The 13,571-nt window shown below is 73.7% G+C and carries 11 protein-coding genes; 5 read left to right on the top strand and 6 right to left on the bottom strand.

The window, feature by feature from the left end; genetic code table 11:
* Positions 1-16: 16 nt before the first annotated feature.
* On the bottom strand, positions 17-1,219 hold the full coding sequence (locus ACIBZJ_RS20875) for a hypothetical protein (protein ID WP_395931918.1): 1,203 nt from the start codon (positions 1,217-1,219) through the stop codon (positions 17-19).
* A gap of 198 nt (positions 1,220-1,417) precedes the next feature.
* On the opposite strand from ACIBZJ_RS20875, the gene ACIBZJ_RS20880 reads away from it, so the two are divergent.
* Complete coding sequence (locus ACIBZJ_RS20880; protein WP_395931920.1) at positions 1,418-1,696, top strand: DUF2277 domain-containing protein; 279 nt, start codon at positions 1,418-1,420, stop codon at positions 1,694-1,696.
* On the opposite strand, the gene ACIBZJ_RS20885 is transcribed toward ACIBZJ_RS20880, so the two are convergent.
* The gene (locus ACIBZJ_RS20885) at positions 1,693-2,829 is read right to left on the bottom strand and encodes an acyl-CoA dehydrogenase family protein (RefSeq protein ID WP_395931922.1); all 1,137 of its coding nucleotides are present in this window, start codon (positions 2,827-2,829) and stop codon (positions 1,693-1,695) included. The two genes, ACIBZJ_RS20880 and ACIBZJ_RS20885, sit on opposite strands and share 4 nt — an antisense overlap.
* Positions 2,830-2,913: 84 nt before the next feature.
* Here ACIBZJ_RS20885 and ACIBZJ_RS20890 point away from each other — a divergent pair, with 84 nt between their 5' ends.
* Positions 2,914-3,498: a TetR/AcrR family transcriptional regulator gene (locus ACIBZJ_RS20890; RefSeq protein WP_395931924.1), complete on the top strand. Its 585-nt coding sequence runs from the start codon at positions 2,914-2,916 to the stop codon at positions 3,496-3,498.
* Here the strand turns inward: ACIBZJ_RS20890 and ACIBZJ_RS20895 are convergent.
* A complete protein-coding gene (locus tag ACIBZJ_RS20895; protein ID WP_395931926.1) occupies positions 3,473-4,348 on the bottom strand; it encodes an alpha/beta fold hydrolase in 876 nt (291 codons plus the stop codon). The genes ACIBZJ_RS20890 and ACIBZJ_RS20895 overlap by 26 nt on opposite strands.
* Positions 4,349-4,460: 112 nt before the next feature.
* On the opposite strand from ACIBZJ_RS20895, the gene ACIBZJ_RS20900 reads away from it, so the two are divergent.
* Positions 4,461-9,263, top strand: coding sequence for a BTAD domain-containing putative transcriptional regulator (locus ACIBZJ_RS20900; protein WP_395932300.1), 4,803 nt, complete (start codon positions 4,461-4,463; stop codon positions 9,261-9,263).
* Here the strand turns inward: ACIBZJ_RS20900 and ACIBZJ_RS20905 are convergent.
* The gene (locus tag ACIBZJ_RS20905; RefSeq protein WP_395931928.1) at positions 9,254-9,628 is read right to left on the bottom strand and encodes a hypothetical protein; all 375 of its coding nucleotides are present in this window, start codon (positions 9,626-9,628) and stop codon (positions 9,254-9,256) included. The two genes, ACIBZJ_RS20900 and ACIBZJ_RS20905, sit on opposite strands and share 10 nt — an antisense overlap.
* A 199-nt stretch (positions 9,629-9,827) precedes the next feature.
* Here ACIBZJ_RS20905 and ACIBZJ_RS20910 point away from each other — a divergent pair, with 199 nt between their 5' ends.
* A complete protein-coding gene (locus ACIBZJ_RS20910) occupies positions 9,828-10,607 on the top strand; it encodes a neutral zinc metallopeptidase (protein WP_395931930.1) in 780 nt (259 codons plus the stop codon).
* A 122-nt stretch (positions 10,608-10,729) separates the two neighbouring features.
* Positions 10,730-11,053, top strand: coding sequence for a hypothetical protein (locus ACIBZJ_RS20915; protein WP_395931932.1), 324 nt, complete (start codon positions 10,730-10,732; stop codon positions 11,051-11,053).
* Positions 11,054-11,084: 31 nt separating this feature from the next.
* Here the strand turns inward: ACIBZJ_RS20915 and ACIBZJ_RS20920 are convergent, their stop codons facing one another.
* Together ACIBZJ_RS20920 and ACIBZJ_RS20925 are read right to left on the bottom strand one after the other, a co-directional pair.
* Positions 11,085-12,656, bottom strand: a complete 1,572-nt coding sequence (locus tag ACIBZJ_RS20920; protein ID WP_395931934.1) for an ABC transporter permease — start codon at positions 12,654-12,656, stop codon at positions 11,085-11,087.
* On the bottom strand, positions 12,656-13,549 hold the full coding sequence (locus ACIBZJ_RS20925) for an ATP-binding cassette domain-containing protein (protein ID WP_395931936.1): 894 nt from the start codon (positions 13,547-13,549) through the stop codon (positions 12,656-12,658). Before ACIBZJ_RS20925 ends, ACIBZJ_RS20920 begins: the two co-directional genes overlap by 1 nt.
* Positions 13,550-13,571: the final 22 nt, after the last annotated feature.

The raw sequence follows: 13,571 nt of genomic DNA on the forward strand, positions 1-13,571 counted from the left end.
CTCGGGCCGATCGGCGTCAGGCCGGCGGGGCGTTCCCGCCCGGGCCGCCCGCCGGCGTTCCGGGCGGTTGCGTTCCGGGCAGTTGTGTTCCGGGCGGATGCGTCTCGGGCGGTGGCGTTCCGGGCAACCGGAACTCGCCCGACCGGATCTTCTGCAGCACGGTGTCGAACGTGAAACCTGCGGCCCCGGCGATCACGATCAGCGACAGCAACATCTTGAACGGGTCGGCCCGCTCGGCGTAGTCGTCCACCGCGAACCACTCGGTGATCAGGAACGCCAGCTCGCTCAACAGGCCGGCGAACAGCCCGCTGGCGACCGACCACCCCCAGTCTTCCCGCCGGGCCGAGGCCTTCAGCAGCGCACCCGCCGCGGCCACCAGCAGCGGCACCGTGAGCGCGAACCACCAGACCGTCGCGCGCGCCGCCTGCGTCGCCATCGCCAGCACCACCGCCGACACCACCACCGTGCAGACCACGAAACCCAGCGCCGCGGAGTTCGCGCGGGCCTGCCGCCGTGCGGCCGCGCGCTCCGTGGCGGCCCGCTCCCGTTCGGCCTCGCGGGCCGCGGCGGCGGCCGCCTCCCGATCGGTGGCCGCGCTCGCCAGCGCCCGGGCGCGCCGGGCGAGTTGCGCGCCGAGCATCGTGATCAGCTCACCGGCCGACCTCTCCGGACGCCAGTCGTCGCCCAGCCGGTCGAATTCCTCTTTCGTCATCAGCGGGCTGTGCCGGGCCTGGCCGCGGAACGCGTCGGACCGGCCGCCGAACGCTCCGACCGGCAGTACCGGGATCTCCCGCGCGAGCGCGAGCAGACCGGTGAGCAGCGTCGCCTCCCCGCCGCCGACCAGGATCACCGCGTCCGCGTCGAAGATCGCGCGGTAGTACGAGACCTCCCAGTCCGGAACGGTGTCTCGGATGACGTCGAGGTCGGTCGTCGGGTCGAGCTCGCCGAAGTCGGTCTCCAGATCGGACGGGATGCGGACCTCCACCCGGCCCGGTGTCTCGTCGGTCGTCCCGCGGGCATAACCCCTCACCACGGCCGGCTCGATGAACATCGCGTCGCTGGAGAAGACCAGCAGGTCGTATCCCGACCGCGCCAGCCCTTCGCCGATCGCCTCGCACGCGCTGGTGGCGTGGGGCATCGCCCCCGGGCGGAGCTTGAGCTCGACCGCCCGCTCCGGATCGAGGCTCCCGGCCACCATCACCAGTGGACGCCGCACCACCGGTAACTCCATCCCGCCCCCCGGCCGTCGATTGTGGCCAACGCTAGCCGTCCGGCCCCGGAGGGGGCTGTCCACCGATCGGCCGAGAGCCCGATCACGTCCGCCGGAGGGAGACCGTCACCACGACGGCTGCTGATCCGCAGGTGGTCCGGGGCCGCTGCGGCACGCCCGGGGCGGCGGGATTGCTAGCGTCGGGACATGTGCCGAAACATTACTGAGCTGCGGGGACTGCAGCCGCCCGCGACCGAAGACGAGATCACGGCGGCCGCCGTCCAGTTCGTCCGCAAAATCACCGGGATCGCGAAGCCGAACCCGTCGGTGGCGCCGAAGGTGGACGACGCGGTCCACCAGATCGCCCACCTCGTGCGCGACCTGCTGAGCGAGCTTCCCGAGCGCCGGGGCGAGCCGGCCACGCTCCCGCCGCTGCGCCGTCCCGCCGTCCGCGCCCGCCTGGGCCTCGCCCCCTTCGAAGGCTAGGCGGACGTCGCGAACGTGCGGCTGATGACCAGGCGCTGGATCTGGTTCGTGCCTTCGAAGATCTGCATGATCTTCGCTTCGCGCATGTAGCGCTCGACCGGGAAGTCGCGGGTGTAGCCGTACCCGCCCAGCACCTGTACGGCGTCGGTGGTGACCTTCATCGCGGCGTCGGTCGCGATCAGCTTCGCCACGCTGGCCTGGCGGCTGTACGGGCGTCCCGCGTCGCGCCGCCGGGCGGCGTCCAGATAAGTGGCGCGGGCGGAATCGACGGCGGCGGCCATGTCGGCGAGCAGGAACCCCAGCCCCTGGTGGTCGACGATCTTGCGGCCGAAGGCCGTGCGCTCGTTGGCGTAGTCGACCGCGGCGTCGAGCGCGGCCTGGGCCAGACCGGTCGCGCACGCGGCGATCCCGAGGCGGCCGGAGTCGAGCGCGCTGAACGCGATCTGCAGACCCTGGCCCTCGCGACCGATCAGGCGGTCGTGGCCGAGGAACGCGCCGTCCCAGTAGGCGGCCGTGGTCGGCACCGCGTTGAGGCCCATCTTCTGCTCCGGCGGGCCGAACGTGAGCCCGTCGAGCGCGCCCGGCGCGAGGAAGCACGCGATGCCCTCGGGCGCGCGGACGAACAGGGCGTAGTAGGAGGCCTTGCCGCCGTGCGTGATCCAGGCCTTCGTGCCGGTGATGCGGTAGCCGTCCTCGACCCGATCGGCGCGGCAGGTGAGCGCGGCCGCGTCCGAGCCGGCCTGCGGTTCGGAGAGGCTGTATCCGCCGGTCGCGGTGCCGCCCAGCATCTCCGGGAGCCACCGTTCCTGCTGCTCGGGGGAGCCGAACGTGGCGACCGGGTAACAGGAGAGCCCGTGCACGCTGGTGGCCACCGCGATCGCCGCCCAGCGGGCCGCGAGCTCCTCGAGTACCTGCAGGTAGACCTCGTACGGCTGGCCTCCGCCGCCGAACTCCTCCGGGTAGGGCAGCCCGAGCAGTCCCGCCTCTCCGAGCGTGGCGAAGACGCCCTCGGGATAGGTCTCGGTGCGTTCGTGGGCGTCGACCTTCGGTGCCAGCTCCTTGTCGGCGATCGTCCGGGTGAGGTCGATCAGGTCCGCCGCTTCGGGCGTGGGGAGTAGGCGGTCGACCGGCATTGTCGGCTCCTCGGTTCGGTACTCGTAACGGTACTACAGAACCTTTGGGGATAGCCGATAGGCGTCGTGGCAGAATGGCGCGTCATGACATCCGCCCCGGTCCGGCGCGGCGTGGCCCGCCGCAGCGAGTTGCTCGACGCGCTCGTCGCGCTGCTGCTCGCGGAGGGGTTCGCGGCGTTCACACTCGACGACCTGGCCGCCCGGCTGCACTGCTCCAAGCGCACCCTGTACTCGATCGCGGGGAGCAAGGAACAGCTGGTCCGGGCGGCCGTCGTCCGGTTCTTCCGGCAGGCGACGGTCGCGGTCGAAACCGCGGTCGCGCGGGAACCCGACCCGGCCGCCCGGATCGCGGTGTACCTGCAGGCGGTCGCGGCGGCGCTGCGCCCGGCGTCCGCGGCGATCCTCGACGACGTGGCGTCGTTCGCACCGGCCGCGGAGATCTACGAGCGCAACACCCGGGCCGCCGCGCGGCGGATCCGCGACCTCGTCGACGAGGGGGTGGCCTCGGGGGCGTTCCGCGAGGCGCACACCGGGTTCGTCGCGGACGTGGTCGCGTCGACGATGGTGCGGATCCAGAATCGTCAGGTGGCTCTGGCGACCGGGCTTTCGGACGCCGAGGCCTACGCCGAGCTGGCGACGCTCGTCACTCGCGGGCTAGCAGCTCCCTGATCGCCTTCACGACCTCGGCCGGGGCCTCCTCGGCCATGAAGTGGCGCGCGTTCGTGGTTCGGTGGTGCAGGTCGGCGGCCCAGGCGCTCCAGATCGCTTCGGCGTCGAAGCCGAGGGCGGCTCCCCAGTCCTGCTGGAGGACGGTGACCGGCATCGTGAGCCGGTTCCCGGCAGTCTTGTCGGCGGTGTCGTGGACGACGTCGATGCCGGCGGTGGCGCGGTAGTCGGCGACGATCGAGGTCGTGGCCTCCCTGGACTTGTGCAGGTAGTGGGCACGGACGTCGGCGGGAATCGCGTCGGAGTCGCCGGCCCACTGGTCGAGGAACGAGCCGTAGAACTCGTCCGCGACGGCGGCGATCATCTTCTCGGGCAGGCCCGCCGGCTGCGCCATCAGGTACAGGTGCCAGCCGATCGCACCGCGCACGCCGCGGAGCACCTCCCAGCTCTCCAGCGTCGGGAGGACGTCGAGGGAGGCCAGGTGGGTGACGGTGCCCGGGTGGTCGAGGCCGGCGCGGATCGCGACCAGCGCGCCCCGGTCGTGACCGGCGAGCGCGAACCGGTCGTGGCCGAACGCCCGGGCGAGCGCGACGACGTCGGCGGCCATCGTGCGCTTGGAGTAGGTGTTCTCGTCGATTTCCGCGGGCTTGTCACTGTCGCCGTAGCCGCGGAGGTCGGGAACGAGCACGGTGTGGTCGGCGGCGAGGTCGGCGGCCACGTGGCGCCACATCAGGTGGGTCTGGGGGAAGCCGTGCAGCAGCACGATCGGGCTGCCGGTGCCCGCGACGGCGACGTTGAGCTCGGCGTCGTCCGCGACCCGGACGCGCTGGTAGTCGAATCCGTTGATACGCATGGTCCCAGGGTCGTCCGGCTCGATCAGCGGTGAATCAGCAGTGACTGAGTAGGCTTCGGCGGTGCGTTTCGGGGTGCTCGGCCCGCTGGTAGCGGTTGCTGACCGCGGCGCGGTGGACCTCAAGGGGCCCCGGCACCGGTCGGTGCTGGCGCGGCTGCTGGTGGCGCGCGGCCGGGTGGTGCCGGTATCGGTGCTGGTGGACGACTTGTGGGACGGGGCGCCCCCGGACGGTGCGGTCGGGGCGGTCCAGACGTTCGTGGCGGCGTTGCGCCGGTCGCTGGAGCCCGACCGGGCGCCGCGGGCCCCGGCGCAGGTGCTGGTGACGTCGGGTCCGGGATACGCGCTGCGGGCGGAGTCCGTGGATGCGTGGGAGTTCGAGGCCGCGGTGACGGGCGTCTGGGGTGGACCGGTCGGCCTGATCGCGGCGGACGTTTCGCCTGCGGGTCGTCTGTCTGCGGGTCGATTGCCTGCGGACGGTGTGTCTGCGGACGGTGTGTCTGCGGACCGTCTGCCTGGTGGTGGGACGGCGGCCTCCGACGGCGGGGTGGGGGGTCATGGCGGCGGGGCTGGGGGATACGGCGGGGGAGTGGGTCGTGGGGGCTCGGCGGTGGGTGAGGGGGGCGCGGCGGAGGAGGCGCTGGGGCGGTTGGAGTGGGCGATCGGGCTGTGGCGGGGCCCGGCGTACGCGGAGTTCGCCGATCGGCCGTGGGCCAGGGCCGAAGTCGCCCGGCTGGACGAGTTGCTGCTGCTGGCGGCCGAGCGGCGGGCGGAGGCCCTGCTCGCGGCCGGCCGGCCGGCAGAGGCCGTGCCGGATCTCGAGGTCCTGCTGGACGCACATCCGGCGCGGGAAGCCGGCTGGCGGTTGCTGGCGCTCGCGCTCTACCGCGCCGGTCGCCAGGGCGATGCGCTGGCCGCCCTCCGCCGCGCCCGCCGGACGCTCGCCGACGGCCTCGGCCTCGACCCAGGACCCGCCCTCCGCCGCCTGGAGTCCGACATCCTCGCCCAATCCGACTCCCTGACCGCCCCCGCCGTCCCTCCTGCTGCCCCTGCTGTCCCTCCAACCGCCCCTGCCGTCCCCGCTGTCTCTCCGGCCGCTCCTGCCGTCTCTCCGGCAGCCCCTGCTGTCCCTTCTGCCGGTCCCGCGGCAGCTGCTGGCCCGGCCGCACGTTCTGCTGACCTCGCCGTCTCTGCCGTCCCTCCGGCAGCCCCTGCCGTACCTTCCGCCGGTCCCGCCGCCCCTGCTGGTGCCGCCGCACATTCTGCCGATCTCGCCGGCGATGCCGTCCCCCCGCCCGGCTGCATCGGTCAGGTCGCCCCGCCTGCCGCCCCTGCTGGCCCGGCCCCTGCTGGCCCCGCTCAACCTCCGGCCGATCCCACTCAGCCTCCGGTCGGGACTGCCCAGCCCCCGGCGGGACCGGCGCAGCCTCCGCCCGGGTCGGCCGAGCATCCGGGCGGGCTGTCCGAGCGTCCGGCCGGTCTGTCCGAGCCTCCCCCCGGGTCGGCCGAGCATCCGGGCGGGCTCTCCAAGCGTCCGGGCCGGCCGTCCGAGCACCCTGCCGGTGGGGCCGATCGTCCGAAAAGTGCGGTTGGGCAGCCGGCCGACCGAGGCGGGCCACTGGCGGCCCGGCCCCTGGTCGGACGGGTAGCCGAGCTCTCCGACCTGCTGAACGCCGGGACCCGCGCGGTCGCGACCGGGCGGTTGGGTCTCGCCCTGATCGCGGGCGAGGCCGGTGCCGGGAAGACGGCGCTCGCCGAGACGCTCGCCGCCCACCTCGCCGCCCGGGGCTGGACCACCGCGAGCGGCACCAACCCGGACGACCAGGGCCTCCCGGCCGACTGGCCCTGGCACCGGATCCTCGACACGCTGGGCATCTCTCCCTCCGTTGCCGCAGGCGGTGATCCGGCCGCGGCCCGGTTCGCGTGGCGGCGGGCGGTAGCGGCCGGACTCGCCGAGGCCGCCCGCCGCGCCCCGCTCCTGCTCGTCGTCGACGACTTGCACTGGGCCGGGCCCGAGACCCTGGCGCTGTTCACGTCGCTGGTGACCGAACCCCTCGCGGCGCCGGTCCTGCTCGTCGGCGCCTACCGCAGCACCGACCTCTCCGCCGCGCTCGGCGACGCCCTGGGCCGGGCCGCACGCGCCGAGCCGGCCCGGATCTACCTCGGCGGCCTCCCGGCCTCGGACGTCCCCGGCCTGGTGCGGGCCACGATCGGCCGCGACGTCGACGCCGACACCGCGGCCACGATCCACCGGCGCACCGGCGGCAACCCGTTCTTCGTCCGGGAGCTCGCGCGCCTCGTCGACACCTCCGGCCCGGATGGGCTGGCCGCCGTTCCGCCGGGCGTCCGAGACGTCGTCCGCTACCGGTTCGCGGCCCTTCCGGACGAGGTTCAGACCGTGATCCGGCGCGCCGCCGTGCTCGGCACCGAGGTCGAGGTCGAACTACTCGGCGCGCTCATCGGCTCGCCTTCCACCGTTCTGGACGCCACTGAGCTCGCCACCGCCGGAGGCTTCCTCGTCGAGCACGGCCCCCGCCGGTTCTCGTTCGCCCACGCGCTCGTGCGGGACGCCCTGATCGCCGACGTCTCGCGCTCCCGGCGAGCGTCCTGGCACGGCGAGGCCGCGCAAGCCCTGGAGCGCCTCCGCCCGGACGACGTCGACGCCCTGGCCCACCACTACCTGCTGGCGGAGGATCCGCGGACCGCCGGGCGAGCGGCCCACTACGCCCTGGCCGCCGCCGAGCGCGCCGAACGACGCCCGGCCCCCGCCGAGGCCGCGCGCCTGTGGCGAGCCGGCCTGCACGCCTACGACATCGCCAACGCCGGCGCCCCGGACCCGCGCACGCGACTGCGCCTGATCATGAACGAGGTCCGAGCGCTGGCGCTCTCCGGAGACCTGGCCCGAGCGCGCCGCCGCCGAGCCGAAGCCATCGCCCTCGCCGAAGCCACCCTGCCCCCCACCGCCCCCACACCGCCTTCCGCCGCTGCGCTGCCCGCCGCTGCCCAGCCGCCCGCCGCCGCGCCGCCTTCCACCCCCGCGCCGCCTGCCGGTGCTGCGCCGCCCGCCGCCGCGCCGCCAGCTGCCCCCGCGGCGCCGCCTGCTGCCGCTGATGGGTTGCCTGGCGCTGCCGCGGGGCTCGCCGCGGCAGGGGTGGCCGGTGAGTCCGCGACCGCCGGGGGGCGGGCGGTGGCCGGCGCCGAGGTGGTGCCGGGAGGGCCCGCGGCCGGCGGCGGGGAGAGCGGGCCGGCGCTGGTGGCCGAGGTCATCGCCGCGTTCGATCTGCCGGCGATCTGGACCGACCACGACGAGCCGGCGCTGGGACGCTCTATCGCGGAGGTCGCCGAGCGGACGCTCGCCGTCCTCCCGTCCGACCGGGTCGCCGAGCGGAGCCGACTCCTGGCGACGATCGCGCTCGAGATGCGGAGCGAAGGGGGCGCCCGGGCCGCCGCCGCGGCGCGCGAGGCCGAGGCGCTGGCCCGCGAACTCGGCGACCCCGAGGTGATGGCGTTCGCGCTCAACGCCGCTTACATGCAGTCGTTCGGACGCGCCGGCCTGGCTCCGGAACGCGCGCGGATCGGCACCGAGCTCGTCGAGCTCTCGCGGCGCCACGACCTCCCGACGTTCGAGATCTTCGGCCACCTGGTCCTGCTGCAGGCCCGGTCCGCCTTGGCGGACTTCGCCGCCGCCGACGAGCACGCCGCCGTCGCCGACCGCCTCGCCGAGCGGTACCAGTCCCCGCTGGTAGCGGTGTTCACCGGCTGGTACCGCGCTATGCGAACCTCCCTCGCCGCCCCGCCCACCCCCGGCCCGGCCGGAGTCGGCTCTTCCCGCGCCGCTGCCTCGCTCGCCCCCGGCCCCACGAACGACTCCGCCGCAGACGCGGCCTCCGCAGAGGCGGCCACCGGCCTCTCGGCCTCCGCAGGTGCGGCGACCGGCCTCCCGGCCTCCGCAGGCGCGACCGCCGCGCATTCGACCGCTGCGCACTCGGCCGCTGCGGGCGCGGCCCCCGTGCCGTCGGCCCCCGTAGACGCGGCCCTTGTGCCGGCTGCCGCAGACGCGGCCCCTATGGCGGCCTCCGCAAACGCGGCCATCGCGCCCCTGCCTGCCGATGCAGCCTCCGTCGATGCGGCCGCCGTAGACGCGGTCACCGCCGGCGCGGCTGCTCGGTCGGCGGCTGGCTTCGGGGCGGAGTCCGCGTACCGCGGGGCAGCCGCGCGGCTGGCCGGCACCGGCATGGCCGGCATGAGTCCGGCGCTGCTGCCGCTCGCGCTCCTGTGTCATCGCCTCCGCCGGGGCGAGCCCACCTCACCCCTCGCGGACGCCGACTTCGGCGCCTACGAGCCCTGGTGCCGCCCCCTGCTAGCTCCCCGCTCGCCGCGAGCTCCCCGCTCGCCGCTAGCTCCCCGCCCGTTGGTGAGTCCCGGTCCGCCGGGAGCTCCTCACCTGCCGGGAGCTCCCCTTCCGGCAGGGGCTCCCCACTTGCCGGCAGCCCCTGACCTGCCGGTGGCTCCCCGTCCGTCGGCGGCTCCGGACCTTCCTGCGGCTCCCCGCCCGCCGGGAGTTCCGAGCCACCCGGGGGCTTCGGGCGACCCGGGGGCTTCGGGCGACCCGGGGGCTTCGGGCGACCCGGGGGCCCCGGGAAGTCCGGGTCACCCGCGGCAACCCCCGGACTCCCCGCGCGACCTGCTCTACGAGGTCCGTACCTGCCTGCACGCCCTCGTCGCCGACGATCGGGCTACCCGGGAGCGCCTCTACGCCGCCCTGTTGCCCGCCGCCGGGGAGCTCGCCGGAGCCGGCAGCGGCCTGCTCACGCTCGGCCCGGTCGCAGACTACCTCGCGATCCTCGCCGACTCGCTGGGCCGCACCGACGACGCCGAACGGCACCGGACGCAGGCCGACGCCCTGCGTCAGCGGTAACGGAACCCGTCGAAGAACCGGCGGAAGACCCCGCCCGACCGGGGGAGCGGCGCGGCCTGCGGCGGCGAGGTGGCCATCCTCCGTGCGATCGGCTGGTCGTAGTCCGTGTGCACGATCGCGTCGATGACCTGCTGCTCGTCGAAGTTCTCCGAGCCCTCGATCACCGGCACGAACCCCACCAGGACGCCGTTGCGCATCACCTGGGCCTCGATGCCGGCCGTGCCGTCGGAGTCCCAGATCGCCTGGCGCCCCTCCGAGAGCATCACGCCGACCCCGAACTGGTACACGCCGACTTTCGCCGGAAACGCATCGACGCCCCGGTCGCGGAGGGCGTCGACGACTCGTCGTGCTCTGTTCTCGTCCATTGCCCTCCTAACGTACGTGACCTCGTCATCTCTCCGGCCGGAGATCTCAGACCGATCACAGGGTCCGTCGGCACCGTCGGCTTTCTGGCTAACGGTCTGTTTCCGTCGTTACAGTCGCCCCTCTGACCCCATGGTTCAGTAATTTCCGGCCGCAACCGCGTGCCCGAAACTCGGACTCACACCCACGGGGGAAGGAACAATGCCCGGATTACCTAGGTCGATACGCGTTCTGGTCGCGGCGGCCGGTGCCGTCGCACTGCTCGCGCTGACCGGTTGCGGCCCACTCGACGCCGTCGCCTCGCAGGCGTCCGCCTCACCGTCCGCGCAGGCCGGCGGGCCCAAGCAGGCGATAGCGAACCCCTCGCCGAGCGCGTCGGGCACGTCGGACGACGAGGTGCAGCAGGTCCTCCAGTCGGTCGTCGACTACTGGACCGAGCAGTTCAGGGCGAACGGGCAGACGTTCGTGCCCGCGACGAAGGTCGTGCCGTACGCGAAGGTGACCGAAGCCAGCTGCGCCGGTAGCCCGGTCGAGCTCGGGAACGCGTTCTACTGCCCGACCGACAACACGGTCCTGTACGACGTGAACTGGGTCCGGTCGAGCTACCAGAAATGGGGACGCTCGTTCCTGTTCTTCCTCTTCGCCCACGAGTACGGCCACTCGGTGCAGACCCAGGTCGGGGCGAACCACCTGATCACGATCACCTACGAACTGCAGGCGGACTGCCTGTCCGGTGCGTTCCTGGGTGACTCGGTCCGGGACAACAAGTACCAGCTCACCGACGCCGACTTCGACGGGCTCAAGAAGTCGCTCACCGACGCCGCCGACCCCGCGACCGACAGCCAGTACGAGGCCTGGTTCCACCCGCTGGCCCACGGCTCGATGGCCAAGCGGATGGACGCGTTCACGCGTGGCTACCAGAACTCGTACGGCGCCTGCCACCTCGACAGCAACAAAGGCGTGGTGCTGAAGCCGGTCTGACCTGGCCCGAGTGACGCAAGTGCACGCAGTGACCAGATGGACGCGACGCTCCGCTGAACAGCGGGGCGTCGCTCTGCGTGTACGTGGCAGAGGCGCCGCCCGAGCCGAAGAAGAAGGTAGTCATGTCAGAGGTCGTCTACTCGCTCTACCAGGAGGACCAGCTCCGCTGGGTCGTCGAGGCGGACCAACTCCCGGAGGCACTCGCCGCGATGCACCAGAGAGGGGTCTGCGGCCTCGAGGTCCGCACCGGCGACGGCCGCCCGCCCGCCAGCGCCGAGCTCGCCACCCGTTACCTCACGACCGACGAGTTCTGCGGCTTCCACGTGTTCGAGGCCGCGGTGAGCCTGGCCGGTGAGGAGCTCGTCCGGACGCGGTACGCGATCCCCTGCTGCTCCGGCGCCGGAACTCCTCATCGGACCGCGAACCACACCGTGGTTCCGACCTGACCGGGCCTCCGGCCTGACCGGGCCCCCGGGCTCAGCCCACGTCTCGGCGGCGGAACCCGGCCAGGCCGGTCAGAGCCAGTGCGGCGGCGATCGCCGTGAGCGAGACCAGCGGCGTCGCCCGCAGAGCGTCACCCGGCAGCTTCGGGACGTGCGCGAACGGCGACACGTCGACGAGCCACTGGCTCAACCCCAGCAGTGCGCCGAGTTCCAGTAGCACGAAGCACACGACGAGGCCGGCCCACGCCAGCGTGCTCGCGCGCGGCACCAGCCCGAACAGCAGCGCTCCGAAGCCGGCCAGCACCCAGGCGGCCGGGACCTGCACCAGCGCGGCCTCGACCAGCCGGGGTACCTGCCCGCTGACGTCGGAGGTCTCCAGCCCGTACACCAGCCCGCCCGACACGCCCGCCACCAGCAGCAGCAACGGCGTCCCGAGCACGGCGAACGCGAGGTGGCTCAGCGCCCACCGGATCCGCCCGACCGGCGTGGCCAGCAGCGGCTCGACCCGTTCCGCGGCCTCTTCGGCGTGCAGGCGCAGCACCGCCTGAACCGTGTACGCGGCGATCGTCAGCCCCATGATGCCGAACACGGCGGCCAGGTAGGCGTCGGTGATCCCCTGGTGGCCACCGAGGCGGGAGAGCACGTCGGTGATGTTCTGGTTGGCGTCGAGCGAATCGGTGATTCCGCTCGCCGATCCGCCGAGCACCCCGCCCGCGAGCGCCATCGCGACCACCCACCCGATCAGCACACCCCGCTGCAGCCGCCAGGCCAGCCCGAACGGGCCGTCCACCGCTCCGTCGGCCGGGGCCAGTCGCTCCGGCAGCAGGCTCGCGCCCAGATCACGCCGGCTGACGAGCGCGTAGGCACCGGCGGTCAGCCCGCCCGCGGCGATCAGGAACAGCAGGAGGGTCCACCAGCGCTCGTCGGCGTAGGCACGCGTCCGCATGGCCCACCCGAGTGGGGAGGCCCAGCTCAGCCACCCGGGGCCGGTGTCACCCAGCGCCCGCAGCAGGTAGGCGGCGCCCAGCACCGCGGACGCGATCCCGGTCGCGGAGCGACCGGCGCCGACCAGTTGCGCGGCGACTGCCGCGACCCCGGAGAACACCAGCCCGACCAGGCCCACCACCAGTCCGAACGCGAGCGACCCCGCGACCGGCAGCCCGGTGGACGCGAGGAACGCGACGATCAGGACGGCGGCGGCGGCGTCGGCGACCAGCGCGGTGAGCAGGGCCGCGGTCAGCGGCGCGTATCGGCCGGTCGCGGCCGACCCGATCAGCTCGAGACGCCCGGTCTCCTCCTCGGCCCGGGTGTGCCGGACGACGGTCAGCAGGCTCATCAGCGCGACCAGCACGAACTCGGTCGCGCCGATCTTCCAGGCGGTCAGGCCGCCGATCGAGATCCCGAACAGGTGGCCGTTGATCGCCTCCAGTGCCGGGTTGGCGAGGATGCCGCTGACGTCCCGGATGTCGGCGTCGGTCGGGTAGAGGTCCATGTACTGCGCCGCGGTCGCCGCCGGCATGATCGCCAGCACCAGTACCCAGATCGGCAGGCGCACCCGGTCGAGCCGCAGCGCCAGCCGGAGCAGGGAACCCGTTCCGGTGAACATCAGGCCGCCGCCGCGCTGTAATGCGAGAGGAACAGCTCCTCCAGCGTGGGCGGACGCGACTCCAGCGAGCGGACGCCCACCGTCGTCAGGTGCACGAGTACGGCGTCGAGCTCGGCGGCGTCCACCGTGAACGACACCCGGTGGTCGCGGACCTGGACGTCGTGCACGCCGGTCAGGCCGTCGAGGCCGGTCGGCGGACCGGCGAGCTCGGCGCGGATCGACGTGCGGGTCAGGTGGCGCAGCTCGGTCAGCGTGCCGGTCTCGACCGCGCGGCCGTCGCGGACGATCGTCACGCGGTCGCAGAGCGCCTCCACTTCGGACAGGATGTGGCTGGAGAGCAGCACGGTCCGGCCCTCCTCGGCCACGAATTCCGAGACCACCGAGCGGAAGACCTCCTCCATCAGCGGGTCGAGGCCGGAGGTCGGCTCGTCGAGCAGCAACAGCTCCGCCTCGGACGCGAACGCGGCGACCAGCGCGACCTTCTGCCGATTGCCCTTCGAGTAGGCCCGGCCCTTCTTGCGCGGGTCGAGCTGGAAGCGTTCGAGCAGGTCGGCCCGGCGCTTCGGGTTCGTGCCGCCGCGCAGCCGGCCGAGCAGGTCGATGATTTCGCCGCCGGAGAGGTTCGGCCACAGCGTGACGTCGCCGGGAACGTAGGCCAGCCGCCGGTGCAGCGCGGTCGCCTCGCGCCACGGGTCTCCGCCGAGCAGTGCGGCGGTGCCGCCGTCGGAGCGGGCCAGGCCCAGCAGAATGCGGATCGTGGTGGTCTTCCCGGCGCCGTTCGGGCCCAGGAAACCGTGGACCTCGCCGGTGCGGACGGACAGGTCGAGTCCGTTCAGGGCCCGGGTGGTGCCGAAGTTCTTGAGCAAACCGTTCACCGCGATGGCCGCGGTCATGAGAGGTGCTCGGGGTGCGCGG

The sequence above is a fragment of the Cryptosporangium sp. NPDC051539 genome (assembly GCF_044454545.1).
GTDB lineage: Bacteria > Actinomycetota > Actinomycetes > Mycobacteriales > Cryptosporangiaceae > Cryptosporangium.